General features: G+C 64.6%; 24 protein-coding genes and 1 pseudogene. 8 read left to right on the top strand and 17 right to left on the bottom strand.

Features of this window, described 5'->3' with window-relative positions; genetic code table 11:
- From ACESNG_RS03145 to ACESNG_RS03135, 3 genes are all read left to right on the top strand, one after another.
- Positions 1-680, top strand: a 680-nt coding sequence (locus ACESNG_RS03145; protein ID WP_373064685.1) for a hypothetical protein, incomplete at its 5' end; no start/stop codon positions are given.
- A gap of 29 nt (positions 681-709) precedes the next feature.
- On the top strand, positions 710-1408 hold the full coding sequence (locus ACESNG_RS03140; RefSeq protein ID WP_373064683.1) for a DUF1345 domain-containing protein: 699 nt from the start codon (positions 710-712) through the stop codon (positions 1406-1408).
- A complete protein-coding gene (locus ACESNG_RS03135) occupies positions 1401-2642 on the top strand; it encodes an NAD(P)/FAD-dependent oxidoreductase (protein ID WP_373064687.1) in 1242 nt (413 codons plus the stop codon). The genes ACESNG_RS03140 and ACESNG_RS03135 overlap by 8 nt, the downstream gene beginning before the upstream one ends.
- 43 nt (positions 2643-2685) lie before the next feature.
- Here ACESNG_RS03135 and ACESNG_RS03130 read toward each other — a convergent pair whose 3' ends face one another.
- Positions 2686-3753: a BLUF domain-containing protein gene (locus tag ACESNG_RS03130; RefSeq protein WP_373064681.1), complete on the bottom strand. Its 1068-nt coding sequence runs from the start codon at positions 3751-3753 to the stop codon at positions 2686-2688.
- A 228-nt stretch (positions 3754-3981) separates the two neighbouring features.
- Here ACESNG_RS03130 and ACESNG_RS03125 point away from each other — a divergent pair, with 228 nt between their 5' ends.
- Positions 3982-4719, top strand: coding sequence for an alpha/beta hydrolase (locus tag ACESNG_RS03125; protein WP_373064679.1), 738 nt, complete (start codon positions 3982-3984; stop codon positions 4717-4719).
- Between the two features lie 142 nt (positions 4720-4861).
- On the opposite strand, the gene ACESNG_RS03120 is transcribed toward ACESNG_RS03125, so the two are convergent.
- The 5 genes from ACESNG_RS03120 to ACESNG_RS03100 all read right to left on the bottom strand — a co-directional run bounded on the left by ACESNG_RS03120 (position 4862) and on the right by ACESNG_RS03100 (position 9100).
- Positions 4862-5287: a DUF1801 domain-containing protein gene (locus tag ACESNG_RS03120; protein ID WP_373067752.1), complete on the bottom strand. Its 426-nt coding sequence runs from the start codon at positions 5285-5287 to the stop codon at positions 4862-4864.
- Positions 5288-5373: 86 nt separating this feature from the next.
- Positions 5374-6204 carry an alpha/beta fold hydrolase gene (locus tag ACESNG_RS03115; RefSeq protein WP_373062780.1) on the bottom strand — a complete coding sequence of 277 codons (831 nt, stop codon included), beginning with the start codon at positions 6202-6204 and terminating at the stop codon, positions 5374-5376.
- 12 nt (positions 6205-6216) lie between these two features.
- Positions 6217-6657, bottom strand: a complete 441-nt coding sequence (gene hemJ, locus ACESNG_RS03110) for a protoporphyrinogen oxidase HemJ (RefSeq protein WP_373062778.1) — start codon at positions 6655-6657, stop codon at positions 6217-6219.
- Positions 6658-6731: 74 nt separating this feature from the next.
- Positions 6732-8504, bottom strand: coding sequence for a M28 family peptidase (locus ACESNG_RS03105; RefSeq protein ID WP_373062776.1), 1773 nt, complete (start codon positions 8502-8504; stop codon positions 6732-6734).
- 38 nt (positions 8505-8542) lie between these two features.
- Positions 8543-9100: a prephenate dehydratase domain-containing protein gene (locus ACESNG_RS03100; RefSeq protein ID WP_373062774.1), complete on the bottom strand. Its 558-nt coding sequence runs from the start codon at positions 9098-9100 to the stop codon at positions 8543-8545.
- Positions 9101-9348: 248 nt separating this feature from the next.
- On the opposite strand from ACESNG_RS03100, the pseudogene aroF reads away from it, so the two are divergent.
- Positions 9349-10398, top strand: a pseudogene (aroF, locus tag ACESNG_RS03095) (3-deoxy-7-phosphoheptulonate synthase).
- 222 nt (positions 10399-10620) lie between these two features.
- Here aroF and ACESNG_RS03090 read toward each other — a convergent pair.
- The 7 genes from ACESNG_RS03090 to ACESNG_RS03060 all read right to left on the bottom strand — a co-directional run bounded on the left by ACESNG_RS03090 (position 10621) and on the right by ACESNG_RS03060 (position 17960).
- Positions 10621-11679, bottom strand: coding sequence for a lyase (locus tag ACESNG_RS03090; protein ID WP_373058885.1), 1059 nt, complete (start codon positions 11677-11679; stop codon positions 10621-10623).
- On the bottom strand, positions 11676-13259 hold the full coding sequence (locus tag ACESNG_RS03085; protein ID WP_373058883.1) for an ATP-binding protein: 1584 nt from the start codon (positions 13257-13259) through the stop codon (positions 11676-11678). Before ACESNG_RS03085 ends, ACESNG_RS03090 begins: the two co-directional genes overlap by 4 nt.
- Positions 13256-13936 (bottom strand): response regulator, encoded by a 681-nt coding sequence (locus ACESNG_RS03080; RefSeq protein ID WP_373058881.1) that lies wholly within the window; start codon positions 13934-13936, stop codon positions 13256-13258. The genes ACESNG_RS03085 and ACESNG_RS03080 overlap by 4 nt, the downstream gene beginning before the upstream one ends.
- A 61-nt stretch (positions 13937-13997) precedes the next feature.
- Positions 13998-15188 (bottom strand): GIY-YIG nuclease family protein, encoded by a 1191-nt coding sequence (locus ACESNG_RS03075; protein WP_373058879.1) that lies wholly within the window; start codon positions 15186-15188, stop codon positions 13998-14000.
- 49 nt (positions 15189-15237) lie between these two features.
- Complete coding sequence (locus ACESNG_RS03070; protein ID WP_373058878.1) at positions 15238-16830, bottom strand: cryptochrome/photolyase family protein; 1593 nt, start codon at positions 16828-16830, stop codon at positions 15238-15240.
- Between the two features lie 190 nt (positions 16831-17020).
- Positions 17021-17452 (bottom strand): DUF6524 family protein, encoded by a 432-nt coding sequence (locus ACESNG_RS03065; protein ID WP_373058877.1) that lies wholly within the window; start codon positions 17450-17452, stop codon positions 17021-17023.
- Positions 17445-17960: a hypothetical protein gene (locus ACESNG_RS03060; protein ID WP_373058876.1), complete on the bottom strand. Its 516-nt coding sequence runs from the start codon at positions 17958-17960 to the stop codon at positions 17445-17447. The genes ACESNG_RS03065 and ACESNG_RS03060 overlap by 8 nt, the downstream gene beginning before the upstream one ends.
- Before the next feature lie 58 nt (positions 17961-18018).
- On the opposite strand from ACESNG_RS03060, the gene ACESNG_RS03055 reads away from it, so the two are divergent.
- A complete protein-coding gene (locus tag ACESNG_RS03055; RefSeq protein WP_373058875.1) occupies positions 18019-18672 on the top strand; it encodes a DUF4126 domain-containing protein in 654 nt (217 codons plus the stop codon).
- A 90-nt stretch (positions 18673-18762) separates the two neighbouring features.
- Here ACESNG_RS03055 and ACESNG_RS03050 read toward each other — a convergent pair whose 3' ends face one another.
- Both ACESNG_RS03050 and ACESNG_RS03045 read right to left on the bottom strand, forming a co-directional pair.
- Complete coding sequence (locus ACESNG_RS03050) at positions 18763-19095, bottom strand: sigma factor-like helix-turn-helix DNA-binding protein (protein WP_373067754.1); 333 nt, start codon at positions 19093-19095, stop codon at positions 18763-18765.
- Positions 19095-19337, bottom strand: coding sequence for an RNA polymerase sigma factor (locus ACESNG_RS03045; protein ID WP_373058895.1), 243 nt, complete (start codon positions 19335-19337; stop codon positions 19095-19097). The genes ACESNG_RS03050 and ACESNG_RS03045 overlap by 1 nt, the downstream gene beginning before the upstream one ends.
- A 62-nt stretch (positions 19338-19399) precedes the next feature.
- Between ACESNG_RS03045 and ACESNG_RS03040 the strand changes: the two genes are divergently transcribed.
- Together ACESNG_RS03040 and ACESNG_RS03035 are read left to right on the top strand one after the other, a co-directional pair.
- Positions 19400-19636, top strand: coding sequence for a hypothetical protein (locus ACESNG_RS03040; protein WP_373058873.1), 237 nt, complete (start codon positions 19400-19402; stop codon positions 19634-19636).
- A gap of 283 nt (positions 19637-19919) precedes the next feature.
- Positions 19920-20180, top strand: coding sequence for a hypothetical protein (locus ACESNG_RS03035; RefSeq protein ID WP_373058871.1), 261 nt, complete (start codon positions 19920-19922; stop codon positions 20178-20180).
- On the opposite strand, the gene ACESNG_RS03030 is transcribed toward ACESNG_RS03035, so the two are convergent.
- Together ACESNG_RS03030 and ACESNG_RS03025 are read right to left on the bottom strand one after the other, a co-directional pair.
- The gene (locus tag ACESNG_RS03030) at positions 20167-20631 is read right to left on the bottom strand and encodes a DUF2269 family protein (protein WP_373058869.1); all 465 of its coding nucleotides are present in this window, start codon (positions 20629-20631) and stop codon (positions 20167-20169) included. The genes ACESNG_RS03035 and ACESNG_RS03030 overlap by 14 nt on opposite strands.
- Positions 20632-20636: 5 nt before the next feature.
- Positions 20637-21030, bottom strand: a 394-nt coding sequence (locus ACESNG_RS03025; RefSeq protein WP_373067749.1) for a (2Fe-2S)-binding protein, incomplete at its 5' end; no start/stop codon positions are given.

Below are 21030 nucleotides of genomic sequence, written 5' to 3'. Positions count from 1 at the left end.
TCCCGGCGCCGACAGTGCAGCCTGTGCTGATCGCGCCTGGCGATTCCACGTTGCGCAGCGGCCGAATTCTGGCCGACTCCGTGGTGTACGCGCTGATCGCCTATCGTGGTGAGCAACAACAAATGCTGGGCACGGCGGTGGATGTCGTGAAACTCGAGATGCGCGGCGAGGTGCCGGTGATTCATCGTGTGCTCACCGTGTCGTCCGGGCAGGCGCCACTGATCGATTCCACGGTGACGGACGCGCGCACGTTGGCGCCACGTCGTCATCGTAATGTGTCGTCGTCGCGATTGATTTCGCTCGACTTCAACGGCAAGCGCGTGAAGGGATCGATCGGTCCGGTCGATGTGCCGTCGTTGCCCATCGATACCACGTTGGTCATCGCCCCTTTCGACTCGGGGAACTGGGACCTGGTGGTACGCGCGTTGCCACTCGAGAAAGGCTATGCGGCGCGCTTCCGCGTGTACGACACCGACAGTGGTCTGCGCGAGTACCGCATCGAGGTCACCGGTAGTGCCACCGTGCTTGGCGAAGACGCGCACGTGGTGATCTTCACGCTTGCGCCCAAGCGCGAGTCGGTGGTGTGGATCGGCAAGGAGTCACGGCGGCTGCTGCAAGTGGAGACGCTGGTCGATGCGAATACGATGCTGCGTCAGGTGCGACAGGAGCGCCGGCCGTAGTCACACCCGAGTAGCAGCAAGGAGCCCAGGTGCACGACGAGCTGACGAGTGGAACCGGACTGCGAGATCGCCTCGCCCACATGCGGGCAGGCACGCGCCTGGCTTGGGCATTGGTGGTCAGCGTACTCACGCTGTTCCTGTTGCCGGTGCGCGTCGCGATGGAATTGCGCGCGGTGGCCGCTTGGGATGCCTTTGCGGGCACGGCGTTGCTATCCACGTGGGTCACGATTCTCACGTTGCGGCCGGCGCAGATTCACGAGTCGGCCAAACGCGAGGATCCGAGTCGAGCGGCTTCGCTGGTCCTGGTGCTGATGGGTGCCGGTGCGTCGCTGCTGGCCGTATTCCTGCTGTTGAAAGCCAGCGCCGATCTGGTGGGCGGTGCGCGAACGCAGGCGATTCTGTTGTCGCTCTCCGCGGTGGCGCTGGCGTGGACGTTGATCCACACGGTGTTCACCGTGCGATACGCGCACTTGTATCACGAGTCATCGCCGGTGGCGTCGAATCACAACGCACTGCTCGAATTCCCGGGTATGAATGATCTGCCCGACTATCTCGACTTCGCCTATTTCGCGTTCGTGATCGGTATGACCGCGCAAACGTCCGATGTGGCGATTCGCGGTCGGGGTATTCGTCGTACGGCGCTCATGCATGGCGTAATCGCCTGGCTGTTCAACACGGCGGTCGTGGCACTGTTGATCAGCGTACTGAGCTCTGTTGTCGGTGAATAGCGCGGGCTCGGCCACGCCGCACCGTCGGCTCCGCCGTGGGCGCTCCCTGTGGGCCGACTCGGCTGGCATTACCGTGCCGCATACGCCGCTCGATGTCGACGTGGTCCGAGAGGTCATCGACGATGTCGTGGTGGTCGGCACCGGCATCAGCGGCGCCCTCGTGGCGCACGCGCTGATGGCATCGGGGCGGGCGGTCACGATGCTCGATCGACGACCTCCCATGTCTGGCAGTACCATGGCATCCACCGCCTTGCTGCAGTTCGAGATCGATCTGCCGCTGCACCGACTGGCGCGCAAGATCGGCTGGCCCGCGGCCACGCGCGCGTATCAACGATCGGTACGCGCCGTGCAGGATCTGACGTCGTTGGTGCGTCACGAGCGGATACGCTGCGCCTTCGGTGCCCGCGAGAGTCTGTATCTCGCCGGAGACGCTTACGGCGCTCGGGCGCTGGCCGCCGAGGTCGAGGCGCGGGAGCGGGCGGGCGTACCGGGTGCGTTTCTGTCAGCGTCCACCGTGCGATCGCGCTACGGCATTGCGCGCACCGGTGCCATCGCGAGTACCGGGTCGGCCACCGCCGATCCGGCGCAACTCACCGCCGGACTGCTGCGGCGCATCGTGGTGCGCGGCGGGCGGATTCTGTCCGGCGTCAACGTGACTGGGGTGGAGAGCGATACACACGGCGTCGAACTCACCACCGCGAACGGACCGCGCGTGTTCGCCAATCAGGTCGTATTCTGTACCGGCTACGAGGTCCCCAGGCGCGTGCCGACGCGGGATCATCGGATCCGTTCCACCTGGGCGATGGCGAGTGCGCCGAACGCGGTGTTTCCGGCGTGGCTCGCGCGCACGGTGGTGTGGGAGGCATCGGATCCGTATCTGTACCTGCGCACAACAGCCGACGGCCGATTGATTGCCGGCGGACATGATGAGGATGCCCCGAGCGCGTACACCATCGAGGATCGTATTGCGGTAAAAACACGCGGGATCCGTGATGGTATCCGCTCGCTGCTGCCCGACACGCGATTCCGTGTCAGCCATGCGTGGGGCGGCGCGTTCGGCGAGTCCACGACGGCCTTACCGCTGATCGACCGTCTCCCCGGTACACGACACACGTGGGTGGTCGCCGGATTCGGCGGCAATGGCATCACCTGCAGCATGATCGCCGCTCAGGTTATCGCGGCAGCGCTGCAGGGCGCGCGGGATCCAGACGCCGCGCTGTTCATGCTGCGGTAATGCGCGCGCGCGACCTGATGCACGCGTTGTAGTCTTCCAACGACTACGCGTGTTTTTTGAGCACGCGTGCGACAGTGGCGGGCAGGTGCGCGGCGGATGTCGAGCTGGTATGCGCGTGCACATCGTCGCTCGACGCGGTACGGTCGTAGAACGCGCGTCCACCGGTAATCACCACGAGCGCGGGATTCTTCGACGCGCGCCGTACGGAATCAACGATATGACGCATGCGCTCGATGCGATGCTCGCGGCTGAACGCCGGGCTGAGCGACAGATCGATCGCGTCGAACCATTTCGTGGCGACGATCCGCTCGAGCGCTCGCTCGGTGGACGGAAAGCGAACACGCGTGTCATGGCCTGCCTGCCAGAGCGCTTCCGCGTCGAGCGTGGCGCCGAGCATATGAATTTCGCCGGGCAACGGCGCTACGAGCACGACAAGCGGATGTGCGATCTGCTGTTGCATGCTGTCCGTAGCGACTTCGCGAAGGAACGTCTGCAGGCGGCACAGTCCCAGTGTCACTTCGTACTCGCCGCAGTCGTCCTCGGCCCACAGATCGCCCAACGCGCGCGCGGCGGGTTCGATGAGCAACTCAGTGAGGGCCGCGATCGAGCGGAACTCGGCATACGCAGCGTGCAGCAACAGACGCGCTTCAGTTGGTTCGGCGGCAATCGCGAGGGCGGCCAATCGCTCGGCGGCTGCGTTGGTGGACGACATCGTGGCGGCCGTCATCTCGCCGATCAACGGGTCCGCCGGTCCGGTGGTGAGCTTGAGACTCCACCTCGAGAACAGTCTGCTGGGGGCGGTTTGCATGGAAAGCGCCTCGATGTCCGCGTGCCGAGGGTCGCGGCTGATCGACGACCAGATGCGGGCAATGCTGGCCGGCGGTCCTTCGAGCCACTGAAAAATGCGGTCGTCGTTGTAGACCATCATGCCGGTGATGCCTTCGGCGCGGTTTCGCGCAGCAGCAGTATGCTGCAGATCGCCCAACTGTGTTTCGGAGAGCGGGGAGGTGGCGCGACTGCGGTACGTGAGCATCATCAACGGCGTGTCTGCTGCCTGATCACGCCCGTGTGTAGTGCCCGGGTTCTGCGCCGTCATCTGATTCACAGCCATACCGCTACTCCGTTGCCGCTAGTCATGTCCAATAGGGCAGTCGAGAGCGTGCGGGAGGGGGGCACGCTCAGAGGCAATCGCGACGGCACTTCGGACCGGGAAGTATTCGAACTGGGCCAAGGCGGTGTCAAGCGATTTAAGCGTGTTCATCTGTTAAAAAAACAGTTCGGACCGTTGGTCCGAGTGCCTTGTTACTTGTCGAACACTCGCACGACTACATTCAATGTGATGACTGAATTTCAAGACGCCGCCCGTGACGCCGCCGCGGCGATCACCATGCACAAGCTCGCCGTGGAACGCACGGCCCGGTACGCCACCGCCGGCGCCGATGTGGCCGACGCGACGACGCTGTGGGTGATCTTCCATGGCTATGGACAGCTGGCCAGCGAGTTCATGACCACGTTCGCCCGTTTGGCACCCAGCACGACGCGCGTGCTCGCCCCGGAGGGGCTCTCGCGCTTCTATCTGGAGCTGCCCAGGGCTGATGGCAAGCATCTCGCGCGCACCGGGGCCACGTGGCTTACGCGTGATGATCGTGAGGACGACCTGCGCGACGCGCTCGGTATGCTGCACGCCGTGGTGGGGCAGGAAGTCGACGCGATCCTCGAGGCCCGCGGCGACGTGCCGGCCATTAAGGTGTTCGGCTTCTCGCAGGGGGTTGCCATGAGCATGCGCTGGGTGGCGGATGTGGCCGACCGTGGTGTGCCGGAAGAAGGCGCCGATGTGGCGACTCACGTGCTGTGGGCGGGTGGTCTCGCTCACGACGTCTCGGACGACGCCATGCGGGCAGCGTGGACCGGAACCGCCGTGCAGGTGGTCGTGGGTGACAAGGACAAGTTCGCCACCGACTCATTCCGACGGAGCCTGCGAAAACGCATCGACGCGATGGGGATCCTCGTCGACGAGTTTACGTTCGGTGGTGGGCACCGGCTGGACGACGACGTGCTGCGCCAGCTGCTGCGCTAGATGCTGCGCTAGATGCTGCGCTAGATGCTGCGCTAGATGCTGCGCTAGATGCTGCGCTAGCCGCCACCGTCGGCCAGCGGCCGGTCAGCCCCGGTCGAGAATAGGGAAATACTCGCGTCAAGTCCGACCGTGGTGCGAGAGGCTACGCGGGATACCGAGCCTTGGTGGCGGCGATCGAGCGCGCAATCAATTGCTCGAGTATCGACAACTGTACATCAGAAAGCCGTCGGAGGTAGAGACAGGCTTTGCCGATCTTGTGTCGTCCAAGATGCGCCAGCAGTGCGCGGGTCTCGTCCGTTTCGTACCCGGTGAGCAGATACACGCTGATATCACCTTTGCGTGACGAATATCCCACGAGGCACGAGTCGCCCTCGTGTCCGCTGGCGTAGGCGTAGTGATACTGTCCCAAGCCGACGATGCTGCTGCCCCACATCGTGGGCGTGTGACCGCTCAGTCGCTGCATCATGTCGGTGAGCACGCGACAATCGTCGCGTCGAGTCTCATCGCGGATCGTAGCGAGGTAGCTGTCGACACTGCCAGTAGCAGATTTCGTCTTTGCTTCGTACATCGATGACCTCCGGTGTTACGAAATCCGTCGAACTGATCACGCTGAGGTGCAGAGAACGCAGAGGCACAGGGGAAGGAGAACGACGGTCAGCCGTGCTCGCCTGCCTCCACCCGCCCCACCCACGCTTCGATCGCCGCCGTGACGTGCCCGGGCTGCTCTACGCTGCTCGTATGTCCCGCATGCGGAATGCGCACCAGCTTCGATCCGCGCACCGCGGCGTGGATGCGTTCCGCTTTGAGGGGCACGGTCGCCACGTCTTCGTCGCCGACCATGATCAACGTGGGTGCCGTGATGTGTGAGAGCTCCGGCATGATCGGCGCGCGCTCGATCACCCCATTCACGGCACGCCAGATATCGCGGCGGTTTTCCGACAATCGCTCACGCCAGACGGCGCGCTCGACGGCACGGGCCGGATCGTTGAGAAACGTTTCCCCAAACATGATCGGCATGACCTTGTTCGCCACGAGACGCAATCCGAACCATCTCGTCACTCGATTGAGGGTGCGGTACCGGGGGACATTCTCTGCGGGCTCGGTCTCGGCACTCGTCTCCAGAAGCACACACGACCGGACAAGACCCGGACGACGCGCCGCGAGCCGCATGGCGACGAATCCACCCATGGAGAGGCCGACGATGTGCACCGGTCCAACGCCAAGCTGCTCGATGAGCGCGACGGCGTCGGCGTAACAGTCTTCGATGCTGATGGCGTGAACATTCGGCACGTCGCTTCGGCCCTGACCGCGATGATCCCAGGCGATACAACGGTACCGTGAGCGCAGCGTCGCCACCTGCGCGTCGAACATGCGCGTACTCCAGAGCAGCCCGTGCGAGAACAACACGGGCGGTCCGCTCCCACCGGTATCCTCGACCCAGAGTCGAATACCATTGATGGTAAGGTGCTGCCCGCTTTGACTCACGTGATACTCACATTACGTGCCCGGCCGTACGATCACCGCGATCACGATGATGAGCAGCAGGATCGTGGGGACTTCGTTGATCCAACGACACGCGGTTTCGCTGAGCACATACTCGCCCTTCAGAAACTTCTTGCGCGTCCACGACGCAAGGCCATGATAGCCGAGCAGGAAGAGGACGGCGCCGAGCTTGGCGTGCATCCACGGCATTTTCAGCAGCGCTGGATTCATCACCAGCATCGCCACACCGGCGCCGAGAGACACGACCATGGCCGGCGTCATGATAGCGCGCATCAGCCTCCGCTCCATGACTTCCAGGGTGGCCGTCACGGTCGGCTCGCTGCGCTTCTGCACGTGGTACACGTACAGGCGGAAGATGTAAAACAGCCCGGCGTACCACGCGATGACCGCGATGACGTGTAACGCCTTGATGGAGAGGTAGCTGGTCCCGTTCACGAAGCCTCGTTTCTGCGTAGAAGTCGCATATCAGCACACAGAATAGCATGCCGTGAGCCGTTGCGCACTTCAGGTCAGAACCCGTACACTGCCGACTTGCGCACGCGTTCCTTCGCCGCGTTCATCGCCGCGCCAAGATCCATCGGACCCACCGCAATCTCTGGAATGCGGTCGATCGCGCCGAGGTAGTAATCACGCCACACGTCGATGATGTGACGCTCGGTCTCTGCGTTGCCGCCTCGTGACAACGTATCGCGGCCAAGCACCTTCTGCGTCGCGAGCTCTTTCTCGGCGGCGCGTGTGAGCTCTTCGAGTGCGGCCAGCACCACGGCGCGCGAGCCGTCGGCCAGCAACAGGCCCGTGGTAAGCGCGCACGAGCCCACGTTGCCGAGTGACGTGGCGCTCACCATGTCGATGCGATCGAGGTCGGTATGATAGTGCTGATCGGTGAAGTGCCAGAGCAGCACGGCGGGGATCTGCGCGTTCAAGAATGGTGTGTGATCGCTGCCGCCTTCGAACGGGTTCGCCTTGACCACCCACCCGGTTTGCGCGGCGCGATCGAGGCAACGTTGTCGCACGAAATCATTGAACCAATGCGGACGAATGTCCTTCTCCGCCAGCGCGCGTCCGCCCCACTCACTGTGCTTGTCTTCACCGCGCACCCAGACGGCACTCGGATCCGGCATCTTCTCGATGAGGAATGTACCGCCGGTTTTCGTGGTGTTCTCACCGACCATGTCGAGTGACATGCCCCATTTCACACCGGCTCGGCGCGTGCTGTCTTCCTTGATGAACCGATCGGTGGAGCGGATCTCATCGCCCCACAGGAAGGTGACCGTACGCTGAGGATTCGCGGTGCCGGCTTTCACCATGAGCGCGGCCACGCGTGCCATCTCGGCCAGCGTACCGACGCCGGTGGCATTGTCGTTGGCGCCGGGTTCCTGCACATGGGCCGAATACACGAAGCGTTCCGTGGGCTTCGACGCGCCGCGGATCTCGGCCACCAACGTGCGCTCGGGCCGACGCTCGAAGAGGGTGCGCACCGTGACCTGCACCTTCACCGGCCCGCGCGCGAGCGCCGACTTGAGCGCATCGCGTGACGACCTCGACACGAACAGCAGCCATCCCGGCATCAGTGTGTCGCGCGCGATGCCGGAGAACTGGATCGAAGTGACGTTCTTCGACTGCTGGTTGTACTCGGGGAGCTTCTGCGCGGCCAGTACACCGGCCGCGCCTTGCTGCATGGCCTTCAGGAAAATCGACCGCGCATTCCCCTCGGCCAACACGATCTTCCCTTTCACGTCGGCCGCGGCAAAATCCGCGTCGGCACCGGCGCCCACGTCGACCACGGCAGCCGTGACACCCTCGGGCGCGGTGGAGGTGGAGTTGATGGCGATCATGTTCAGGTTGGCCGGCCACGACTGCAGCGCGGTAGACTGACCAACGATCGTGATCGACGCGCCTTCGGGCGTCCAGGCCACATCGCGCATGGGACGCGACTCGATGCGGTACACGAAACGGGCCGTTACGGGCGCGCTCGTTTCTTCGACGTAGCCGGCCACTCGCAGCAGTGAGGCGACGGTGTCGATGGCCAGATCGAACCCCCGATTGCCCGGCAGCCGGAAGTAGCGCTGCACGTAGTCCACGGTCCGGTAGGCCCGGTCGCCGCTGATGGCGCCGGACACCGCTCGGGTGATTGGCGCCATGGCGGGCGATGGCGTGGCGGGCTTCGCTGCTGGCTTCGACTGGGCCGTGGCGACGGCGGCGGACAGCGATATCGCGGGTAGCGAAAGGACAAGCAGGGCGCCCGCGAAAGCGGGCCACAAAAGGCGGCGCGAAGGGCTCATGCACGCATGTTCGGTGAAAACCCACGCCCTGTCGAGTGCTACGTGGCCTTACTGATCACCAGGAAGCGGGTCCAATTGGCGGGCACGTCTTCGACGTGTCGGGCAATGATCTCGAGATTGTAGCGTTCGGCGGCCATTTCGCTGGCGATTGCACCAACCGTTCGATCGCCCAGTTCAGCCACCATGCGCGCCGCGCCCGCCGTATCGTCGTGCGGCGCCGGAATGAGCCACCCGTGTCGCGCAAAGAAGATGCGGCACTGCGCGAGCGCCATGGCATGACTGTGCACATTGCGCAGTTCCGCCAAGGACGCGCCGTGCGGTGCGAGCAGGCAGAGGTGAATCGGCACGCGCAATTCACTGCGCTGCACCACCTCGATGCCCGCACCGCGCAACGCGTGGAGTGCGACATCTACCGTGCCGACGATAGCGTTCTCCACCGGAATCACGCCGTAGTCGGCGGCGCCGCCGCGCACGCTGGCGATCGCATCGGGGAAGGTGGGGCAGGGCACAGGGGTCGCTCCGTTCGGCCACTGCTGGCGGATCGCGAGTTCACTGAAAGCACCCAACTCACCCTGAAAGGCGATACGTGGAATCATGGGATCAACATATTGACTTGGATCGGCACCCACCGTAGCCACCATGGTATGACGCGTCACCGCTCCGTCCGCTACTGGTATGATACGCCGACCCGCATGGGCTCTGGTGTATCTGGCGCGCGCGAATGAGTCGCTGACGCTCCGACACTGTGAGGCTCGTGCAATCGCACGGGCCTCGGTTGTTTCGGGGCCCGGCGACGCTCGGCGCCTCGTGATGTTCCACGGCACCCCCTCACGAGAAGACTCCGATGATCATCGTTACCATTTCTGGAATTTCTGCTGACGCGCTGTCTCGTCTCATCGAACACGTTGAGGCCGCCGGGCTGCGCACGCACGTTTCACGCGGCGAACACCGCACGATCGTGAGCTGTATCGGCGATGAAGGCTTGCTGAGCGAGCACGGTCTTACGCAACTCGAGGGCGTCGAGCGCGTGTTGCCCGTGCTCAAGCCGTACAAGCTGGCCTCGCGTGAGTTCTCAGTGCAGTCCACGGCCATCCGCCTGGGCGACGCAGCCGATACCGTGATCGGTGGACGTGATGTGGTGGTAATCGCCGGCCCTTGCTCGGTGGAAGGCCGCGACAGGATGCACGCGACGGCGTACGCCGTCTAACGCGCGGGTGCACGGATGCTACGCGCCGGCGCCTTCAAGCCGCGCTCGTCGCCCTATGCCATTTCAGGGAATGGCCGAGGAGGGGCTCGAGATCCTGGCCGAGGTGCGCGCGGAAACAGGTATGCCGATTGTGACGGAAGTGATGGACACGCGCCAGGTGGAGCTGGTAGCGAGCTACGCCGACGTCCTGCAAATCGGTGCACGCAACATGCAGAACTTCCCCCTGCTCACCGAAGTAGGTCGCACCAGCGCCCGGTACTGCTGAAGCGCGGCTTATCTGCCACCATCACCGAGCTCCTGATGGCGGCAGCGTACATCATGGCGCATGGCAATGAGGACCTGATACTGTGCGAGCGCGGCATTCGTACCTTCGAAACGGCCACGCGAAATACGCTCGACGTAGCGGCCATCCCGGTGCTCAAGCGCAAGACGCACTTGCCGGTGATGGTAGACCCGAGTCATGCCGGCGGCCATGCGCATTTGGTGGCGCCGCTCGCGATGGCAGCGGTCGCGGTCGGCGCCTACGGTTTGATCGTGGAGGTACATCCGCATCCGGCAACGGCCAAGTCGGACGGCGAGCAGTCGCTGGAGCCGAGCGCCTTTGCGGCCATGATGCAGCAGGTGCGCGCGGTGGCACTGGCAGTGGGCCGTGAGCCGAGCTGGGAGGTTGAGCTGGCTGTGGTGTGAGGTCGAACGGCAACGGCAACAGCGTTCGCGCGAAGCTCGCGAAGAACGCGAAGGCACGCGAAGAACAGCAACAAGAAAAGCCTAGAATGAAAAAGCGCGAAGGACTCGAGGTATGCTCGAGTTCCTTCGCGTCTCTTCGCGTCTCTTCGCGTTCTCCGCGAGCTTCGCGAGCTTCGCGTGAATGCTTTTGTTGTTGTGTTTGCTTTTGCTGTTGCTGCGATCTCAACCGATCGGCTTACGATCCGACGGCGGAAGGACGGCGCGGCCGATCGTGCCTTGGTCGCTGCCGAACCAGATGGTGCGGGTGTTCTTGTCGAATACCATGTGTCGTACCGTATTCGGAGCGGCTTTGCCGATGTCGGTGGGCGTGGTGAATGTGTTGGTGCGGGGGTCAAAGCCCACGAGGCGGTTCGGCTGCTTGCCCGTTTCCACGAACCACAAGCGATCATGGTCGTCGACCGTCATGGCGTAGGGGAGGGAGATGGTACCGCCGGGCATCGGCCAGTCTTTCACCGCGCCGCTGACCGGATCGAGGCGGCCTAGGTAGCCGCGCGAATAGTCCACATACCAGACCGCGCCGTCGGTGGTGAGGGCGATGCGACGGCCACGGGCGCGCTCGTCGGGCAACAGGTACTCACGCACGCGCATACTGGTCGGATCGATCGTGCCGATCTTGTTCACGCCGAACAGGTTGAACCACGGACGGCCCCTCGCGTCGATCACGATGCCGTAAGGGCGTGAGCGAGGCGTGGTCATCCTCATGATCGTCACCGTGCCCGTCTTCTTCACGAGGTGACCGACCATGTTGCTGTTCTGCAACGTGAACCAGAGGTTGCCCTGCTTGTCGAAGGCGATGGTGTGCGGATCCTTGGCCTCAGGATCGGGCATTGGGTAACGCGTGATCGCGCCCGTTTTGCCGTCGATCATGCCGATCATACCGTTGCGATTGCCGGTGTACCACGCATCGCCGTCCTTGTCGACCGACACCGTGTGCGGAAACGTGCCCGCATCGATCTCGAGCTTCGTGAACGCGCCGCTCTTCGGATCGAGGCGCGCCACGTAGTTGCCCTGCTGGCCCACGAACCACACGCGACCCTGTGCATCGAGTGAGGGATCCCGGGGACGAGTGTCGGCCCACGGCACGTTCCACTCGGTTACGGCGGCGGTGTCCACGGCGCGCTTCTGAGCAATGGCGGTCGCCGGCGCGATGGCGGCGCAAGCGATGGCGGAATAACATGCCATGCGAGTCATTCGCGTGGTATCGCTGAATCGGGAACTCATGCGAAGTCTCCGGAAGCGGAAGCTAATCGTGGTAGCGACACGCGGAAGCAAGCGCCGCTGGCGAGATCTGTCGACGGACCCAGAACAATATGCCCGCCATGCGAATGCGCGATAGCCTGCGCGATCGCGAGGCCGAGTCCGGCGCCGCTGCGGTGGCCGCCGGCATCATGGGCGGGTTGGGACGACGACCCGTGTACAAAGCGCTCGAACAACCGGTCGCGCAATGCGGGTGGCACGCCGAACCCCCCGTCTTCCACGTCGATCTGTACGATCTGATCGGTGGCATCTACGCGAACGTGTACTGTGCTGGATGTTGGCGCATGCTTGAGCGCGTTGTCGAGCAGGTTGAGGACGAGGCGGTGCAGCAGCACGCTGTCACCAAGCATGCGCAGCCCGTCGGTCGCGGCCGTTTCGTTCAGTTGCAGCGACACACCCCGCGATTCAGCCAGCGACCGCACGCTACGTGCGGCCGTCGCCACCAGCTCGGCGATCGCCACCTGGCGATGTTCACCGATCGGGCTGCCCGCATCGACGCGCGCCAGCAGGAACAGGTCATCCACGACGCGTGAGAGGCGCACCGATTCCTGCTGAATCACCTGCAACGCCTCGCGGTACTCCGCTTCATCGCGGGTGCTACGACGCAAGGTGACCTCGGCCTCGCCGCGGATGATCGCGAGCGGCGTGCGCAATTCGTGTGAGGCATCCGCCACGAACTGGCGCTGGGTACGGAACGCATCACCCACGCGTCCCAGCAAGCCGTTCACGATGTGTGCCAGCCGACCAAGCTCGTCGTACGGATTCACGACCCGCAACCGCGCATCGAGATTCGCCGCCGTGATGCTGGCGGTGCGGGTCGTGATCGCATCGAGGGGCGCGAGACTTCGGCGCGCCAGCGCGTAGCCGGTGATCACTGACGCGAGCAGCGCCAGGGGAATGGCGAGCAACAGCGTGTTTCGTACCGCACGCAGCAGCAACCGGTCATTTTCAAGCGTGTGCAGTATCGTCACCAGCAGCGGCGGTTCGCCGGGATCCTGTGCCATCGGCGCCAGCCGCGTGACACCGGCGCGCCAGTCCGTGCCGTGCAGGCGAATCGTGCCGAGGGCGACTTCGCGCTCATCGGCAATTTCGGCCGCGCGTGTCTGCACGATGCCGCGCAACAGCGTTCGCACTTCGTCGGGCAGGAGTACCGTCTCGTCAACCGTGTTGATCGAGGTGCGTGACGGTCCGGGCTGACTGGCCGCCATCAGCTGCGCGCCTTCGTCGGCGATGAACACTTCGAGATCGCCTATGCGCAGTTCGCGCAGGACCGCCTGCTCGGTTTCGCCACGCACTTCTTCGACATCGCCGCGGGCTTGCGCGGCCGCGCGCTCGACGCGAATGGCACCGGCAACCACGCGCGCCGACTCGCGCACCGCGGCGTCGGTACGCTGTCGTAGTGTGGTCGTGAGCGTGACCCAACCGGCCAAGGCGAACGCGCCGAGTACGAAAGCGAGCACAGTGGCGTTCCAGAGCGTGAGGCGCATCCGAATGGTGAGACGCATCACGCCGTTGGTCAGGCCATCGGTCACGCTGTTGATCACGTGGGGGCGACCTCGGAGAGCATATAGCCGGCACCGCGACGGGTGTGAATGAGCGGCGGCCACGGCGCACGATCGATCTTTCCGCGTAGACGGTTCACGTACACTTCGACGGCGTTCGTGAATGAATCATGATTGTCATCCCAGACGTGCGCCACGATGTCGGCTCGCGACACGACGGTGCCGACGCGACGCGCGAGCAGTTCGAGCAGCGCGTACTCCTTGGCGGTGAGCGCGATCGGGACACCGGCGCGCGTCACGGCGTGCGACTGCAGATCGATCTCGCAATCGCCGACGTGCACCTGCGTGGCTTGCAAGGCTTCCGGTCTCCGCAGCAGCGCGCGCAATCGCGCGAGCAATTCGCCGAAATCGAACGGTTTCGTGAGATAGTCGTCGGCCCCATGATCGAGGCCGGCGATGCGATCAGCTACGGCGTCGCGTGACGTGAGCATGAGCACAGGCGTACGCACGTGACGGGTGCGCAGCGTCGCGACGACGCCGAAGCCGTCGATGCCGGGCAGCATGACGTCGAGGATGATCGCGTCGTACGTATTCACGACGGCCTGCACGATGGCGTCCGTTCCACTTTCGCTCACGTCTACGGCGTAGGCCTCCTCACGGAGACCGCGAGCGATCAGCCGGGCGAGGCGAGGATCATCTTCAACGACCAGGAGGCGCATGAGAACCGAAAGGAATGGGACGGAAAGGGCGTCGGCGTTGCTCGCTGAGTCTGGCCGGTAGTCAGGTCGGGGATTTCTTCGTCCCTCGGACGGCCACTTTGGTACGGGCTTTCTCCTTTGGCCGGCGCCGGAACCAGCTGGCCACGAGGTAAAACTCGTCGAGATCGTGCGTGGGAATATCGGCGCCCGATGGATCGGCTCCGGTGAACACCTTGGCGGCGAGCTCACGTAAGGCCGCGCGCTCCTCGGGTGTTTTCGGCGCGGGCACTTCGGCGCGCACGGTGCCGCGTCGTACCAGATAGACCCACTCCTGCTCGCCGGGTCCCACCGCATGATAGCGAAAGGTGAGACGATCCACGTTGGCGTGGAAGTTCTGCACCCGCTCGTGCAGCCAGCTCACCAATGCCAAGCGATCGCGGATCACCGCCGCGTGCTCGAAAGCGAGCTGTTCGGCCGCCTGGTGCATGGCCATCTGCAGCGTGCGCACCGGCGCGTCGCTGCGGCCGTCGAGAAAGGCCCGCACCACCACCGCGGCGTCCCGATACGGCTGCGCCATGCCGGCCCCGATGCATGGACCGGCGCAGGTCCCGATGTCGTGACGCAGGCAGCCGGGGGCGCGGGTGCGGCTCGCGCCACGACGCGGCTGTGACGCGGGATCGTCGTCGAACCAGAGCGTGCTCCCGCGACTGGCCGCACTACCGGTGATGCGCACGACGTCATCATGCACGCAGTCGCGCAGGCCCGTGCCTTCGGCGAGTGCCCGCACCGCGTTGCGGAGCTGGGCCACACGACGGAACGGCCCGAACAGCGCAATGGCGCCCGGATCGTCGGAGCGCGCCACCACGCGCAGACCGGGTACACTGCCGCCGGTGAGCGCCACGTAGGCGCGCGGCCATTCATCCTGCACCATCATCGAGTTGAAGTGCGGGCGATGTTGCTTGATGAGCCGCAGCTCGCGTAGCAGGGCGCCGAACTCGGTGTTGGTGTACTCCCACTCGATCTGGAAGGCGTGACGCAGAATGCGCGCACCCTTGTCGCGTCCCTTGGCGCGGAAGTACGACAGCAGTCGTGTGCGCAACACGCGAGACTGGCCCACGTAGATCACCGCACCAGTGGGCCCGAGCATGCGATACACGCCGGGCCGGTTCTCGCATCCTTCACGCACCAGCGTGCGCAGTTGCTTGCGATGCGTTGGCGGTGACTGCGGCGGTCGAGCGTGCAGGCGGGTGCGCTGCGGGGCGGGCGTGTCCACCCATGCAAACTAGAGCGCGCGAGGCCCGTTCAGCAACGCGCCATCGGTACTACGACCCCGAGGCGGGCGGCGCGAACGTGCTGTCGTAGTCCAGCGACTCGCGGAACGCAGCCGCCTGGGCGCGGATCTGCACCAGCTCCGGCTCGTCGATGTTCTTCACGTGCACGAACATCATGCGCATGCGCGGATGTTTGCCGAAGCGCGCCTGATGCGACGCCAGAAAGTCCCAGTACAGCACATTCACAGGACAGGCATCGGGACCGGTACGCTGCTTCACGTCGTATCGGCAGCTACCGCAGTAGTTGCTCATGCGGTTGATGTACGCGCCCGACGCCACGTACGGCTTGGAGGCGAGCACGCCGCCATCACCCCACGTGCCCATACCGACCACGTTGGGAAGTTCGACCCACTCGTAGGCGTCGGTGAAGGCGCTCCAGTACCATCGCGAGAGCGAGGCTGGTTCGACGCCGAGCAGTGTCGCAATGTTGCACTGCACCATGAGTCGGGCGATGTGATTCACGCGTCCGTGATCGCGCACCTGGCGGATGGTGTCGGCGAGACACCGCATCTCGCAGGACGCGGCGGTGCGCTGCGAGTCGTCGTAGGCTTCGCCGTCGGGGGCCCAGAACCAACGTGGCAACTCGCGGGTTGCGTTGAGCGCGTTGGCGGTTCGGAGTCCGGGCATGAGGTGCCAGTACATGCCGCGGATGTACTCGCGCCAGCCGAGGATCTGCCGGATAAAGCCTTCGGCCGACGCGATGGGAACGAGTCCGTCACGCCACGCCGTTTCGGCTTTGCGCACGCATTCCAGCGGGTGCAACAGCCCGACGTTGAGAATCGACGAGAGCGTGGAGTGCAGCAGGTCGGGGGCGCCGTGCACCAATGCGTCTTCATAGGGGCCGAACTCAGGGAGTCGTTCGGCAACGAACCGATCAAGCCAGACTTTGGCGTCGGCGCGGGTCACGGGTAGGGCGAAGCGGTCCACGCTGCCCCAGCGATTCCGCCAGGTGCGTACGCGCTCCATCTGGGTGCGCGTGATGTCGTCGGGCTCCACCCGCCACACGGCGGGTGCAGGGCGGCCTTTGGGCCAGGGCTTCCGATTGTCGGCATCGAAGTTCCATTGGCCGCCCGATGGCGTGCCGTCGGCTTCCATGAGCACACCGTGTTTACGGCGCATCTCCCGGTAAAAGAACTCCATCCGGTGCTCTTTGCGCCCGTGAGCCCAGGTAGCGAACTCCTCGCGGGTGGCCAGAAAGCCACGGTCCTCGCGCAGGGTCAGCGAACGGCGATCGGCTTCGAGCAGAGTGCGGGCGCGATCGAGCTCGTCGACCATATCCTGCTCGCGGCCCTCGGTAGCTACTACCTTCGCGGCCTGGAACTCGGCGGCCGCGGCCGCGATCCCGTCGGCGTAGCTGGGCGCCTTGCGGTAGGCCACCCGGTACCCTGCGGCCTCGAGCGACGCGGCGAAGTGCTGCATGGAGGAGAGCAGCAGAACCAGCTTCTGGCGATGCCAGGGGAGAGCAGAGCCTTTGGCGACCGATTCAAGCAGCAGTACGACGACGTCGTCGCGCGGGGCGCGAGGGAGGTTGGCGACAGCGCGCGAACATTCCCAAGGGGCGACAAAGGCGAGGGTGGTGGACACCCGGATAAAACAGGGGTGGGGAGGGGGGAGGTTCCCTCGTCAACGGCGCAACCGCAAAAGGCCGTGGGCTCTCGGCTTGAAGTTCGAGGTAATGGGTAATGGGTAATGGGTTCACGTCCGATCGTGACCCACAGCCCATGACCCAAAACTCACGGCCTCAAGCTAACAGCCCACAGCCAGAGCCCAGCGTTCAATCCGTTTGATCCATATCGACCTGTCCACTCATCGCCTTCGAGACATGCGACCAGCTCATCCCCACCGCCAACAACACCGACAGACAGAAAAGCACGACGTAGGAAATGCCTCGGGCCGATCCCGCGCTCACGATGCCGAAGTCGAGCAGAATCCACACCAAGGCTCCTGAGAGCGCGATGACGAGGGCGGCGCCTCCGATCCCGATCGAGCGGCGAGTGGCGTTGAGGAACACTCCCCATCCGCCCAGCAGCAGGATCCCTACCAAGAACTTGACTGATGACGGTCCAGTGCTGGTAGTATGTTCTAGTAATGGCGCTATAGACCAGTGATAGAACGAGTATCCTTCGGCGTTGTAGGTGGCGAACACCAGCACGAGCGCGGCGAGCAAACGTGCGGCGATGCCGGCGGGACCGGGTCCGTTAGCCATGCGCGGGACGGGGAAAGAGTCGCCTGAAAAGAGCACCGGCGCACCAGGCGGCGGTGATGAGGACCAGCAGAAACTTGATCGTGGCCGCCACCCCGGCGACCAGCGCCAGCGGGGTCGACGCGCCCGCCACCAGCATGCGCCAGAGCAGCGCATTCTCGAGCGCATCCAGCGGAATGCACACCAGCACCGCGGAAGCCAGCCGTGCACCGACGCTTTGCAAGGTCGACCCGTCGTCGCGTCGCAGCAGCTGCACGAGGCTGCGGAACATGAATGGATAGACCAGCAGGAACGCGACGTCCACGCCAAGACTGACGAGCGCGCCTTCGGTGACGCCCATGCTGCGCCACACGCGCATGATTTCGGCGGCGCGAACCTGCGTGAACGCCAGCTCGAAGCCGACGATCCCCCACGGGGTTTCGGGCGATGTGAGTGCGCCGTCGGCCAATCGCAGCTGCACCATGAGCACCAGTGACAGCGTCGCCAGGAAGAGCCAGCCAAGTAACCGCATCGCACCAGTGTAGTCGGCGGACGTCGCGGGCGGAACGGCGTGGTGGTATCTCTCCTTTATGCGACCGGATGCGTTCCTCACGAGTGACGCCCTGCTGGGTGTGGCGATCGGACTTGGGCTCGCCGCCGCCGCGGGTTTCCGGGTGTTTGTCCCGTTGCTGGCGGCGGCGATCGCCGCCAAGGCCGGCGTGTTGGAGCTCTCTCCCGGCTTCGCCTGGCTGGCCACCACACCGGCTCTCGCGGCCCTCGCCATCGCCACGCTGCTGGAGATTGGTGCGTATGCCGTGCCGTGGATCGACCAGCTGCTCGACGTGATCGCGACACCCACGGCGCTGCTCGCCGGCATGATCGCGGCGGCGTCGGTAGTGGTGGATTTGCCGCCACTGGTGAAGTGGACAGTGGTCCTGATCGCCGGCGGCGCGGCGGGCATCACGCAGGGCGCTTCGGTCCTCACGCGCTTCAAGTCGACGACACTCACCGGTGGCGTGGGCAATCCGATGGTGTCCACCATGGAACTGATCGGCGCCGTGATGACGAGCGTGCTCGCGATCTTCCTGCCGCTGGTCGCGCTGCTGGCCGTGGTGCTCATGCTGGTGCTGGTGACGCGAAAGGTGGGACGCTTGGCGTTCGGCCGCCGTGCGGCTCGTGTGATCGCCCCGCCGAGCCTTCCACCGGGTTCGGGACCACCGCGCATTCCCCGTGGCGGCCGATAGCGCCGTCGCGTTCTTGATCGAGTTGGTCCCACAACCGCCGCATTGCGGTGCGGCAATCAATCGGCGCCACTTCGGCTATCGCGATGGTGCTCATGGCTCGGGCCGGATTGGCGTGATGGACGCTGATTCGCGCCTTGTACTCTTCGGGTCTGCTGCACTCGTGAATCCGAGACCGCGAGCATACGCGAATGGCTGCCCCTGCCGGAAGCGCCAGGCACGAAAGAGCCGCGACCGAATTCTGCCCATGGGAACCTTCGCCACCTGTGCCGCTTCGCCGTACGTCGTCCCTTCCACATCCACCAACATCACGGCCACACGACACGGCGCGGCGAGTTGGCCGATCGCATCGCGAATGGCCGGACCCACGTCGATGCTGCACACGTAGGCATCGAGCCCTGAGCGCCGTGCGGCCACATGGCCCATCACCGCGCCCAGCGCTCAGCGTCACCGCTATCGTTGGAGAGCACCATGCGTTGATCGCACTCCTGAAGGAGGAGGAAGGCGTGATGACAGATGCTGAACAGCCACCGATGCGCATCTGACCCCTGCTGAAACGACGCGCAACCGCGATACGCGGGCAGGAAGGTCTCCTGTACGAGATCATCCGCCGCACTTTCGTTGCGCGTGAGTGACTGGGCGAAGCGCGCGACGTCGGGACCGCCGATAGCGGGATGAGGCGCAGAGAGTTCCCGGGAGCCAACAAATGCCGTTGTGTCTACGTACGGCCATGACCACCTCCACTCGCCACCACCCCATCGCCCGTATCACGCATTGGGTCAGTGCAGTCGCCCTGACCGTGATGGCGGCCTCCGGAATGCGCATCATCAATGCGGCGCCATTTTTCGCGCGGAAAGGCGATGCGCCGTTCGCGTGGTGGCCATGGGAGGGTACGCCGATCCCCTCTGTGCTCACGATGGGCGCATGGTTGGGTGGCGCGCGGCACTGGCACTTCGCGATGATCTAGTTGCTGGTCCCCAACGCACTGGTGTATCTCATACATCTGTTCCGTCATGGACGGTGGCGCACCATCGTGCCACGAGTGAATGCCTGGCGCGATGCGATCGAGATGGCGCGCTTCTATCTGTATGTTCGGAAAGACCATTCCATACAGGGGAAGCACAACGCGGCGCTGGCCCGCTGGTGGCACTTCTCCGCAGTGCTGACGATCGCGCCGTTGGTTCTGGTGCACGTGGTCACGGTGTTCACCGTGGACCCGTCTGCACTTCTCGCCACAACAAGATCGTCGCATGTTCGATCTGGTCGGGAACGAGCCGGCGCGCATAGCCCAGTCCACTCCGGATGCTGGCTTCGTCGACTTCTCGTCGTTCGACAAGGGATACCACGAAAGCTGGGATATGGAGAATACAATGCACCCGCAAACGATGGTGGCCACCGCGAAGGATGGGAAGATGCTGTCCCCGCGATACGGCGAGGGAACACTCGCCGGTGAAGCTCAGCTACAAGAACACGAAGTCTCTCACGCACAGCTGAACGTCACGCCGGCTTGACTACCATGCACCACACGGCGTACAGCAGCGGCGCCGTGGCGCTCCACCCGGCCAGGTTCCATCGCGAGTAGGCGCGTACCAGTCGTGCGTCATCGGCGTCGCTGGAAACGGTGCGCAGCATGATGCGTTGCGCTGGCACCAGCAGCACCAGCCACATGATCGTCGAGATCACCAGCGCAATAATTGCCTGACGGATCCATGGCGTACCCCACACCGGGTACCCGCGGCCGATGGCGAGCGAGACGCCGGTGGTCGTGAGGATCGCGCCGCCGCCTACCGTGAAGATCCAATCCGTGACGACCATCGCGCGCGCCGCGAGCCGGAAATCGTGGGTGCGTCGCGCGCGAAAGAAGATGGCCGTCCAGATGCCGGTCACGATCACGTTACCTACGAAGAGGATCGCCGCCAATACGTGCAGCGCCTTGAGCGAGGAGAGTACCGTCGGTGACACGAGGGTTACGGCTCGACTTGACGCAGCGAAGGCAGCGTGTCGGCGGCGCGATGAATCGCCGCACGAATGCGTGGATAGGTGCCGCACCGACAGAGATTGCCCTTCATCGCGCGATCGATATCGGCGTCCGACGGAGCTGCGTTCGCCTGTAGCAGCGCTACCGCCGACATCACCTGTCCCGACTGACAGTACCCGCACTGCGGCACGTCGAGCGTGGACCAACTGCTTTGCACCGCTTCGGCCACCGGTCCGCTGATACCCTCGATCGTGGTGATCGCCTTGCCGGTCGTGGCCGACACTGGCGTCACACACGAGCGCACCGGCACGCCGTCGAGATGCACCGTGCATACGCCGCACGCGGCAATACCGCAGCCGAACTTCGTACCCGGCAATCCGAGC

It is taken from the genome of Gemmatimonas sp. (genome assembly GCF_041689975.1).
Taxonomy (GTDB): Bacteria; Gemmatimonadota; Gemmatimonadetes; order Gemmatimonadales; family Gemmatimonadaceae; genus Gemmatimonas.
Note: the sequence above shows the minus strand (reverse complement) of the source record. Positions and strands in the feature narration are given on the sequence as shown.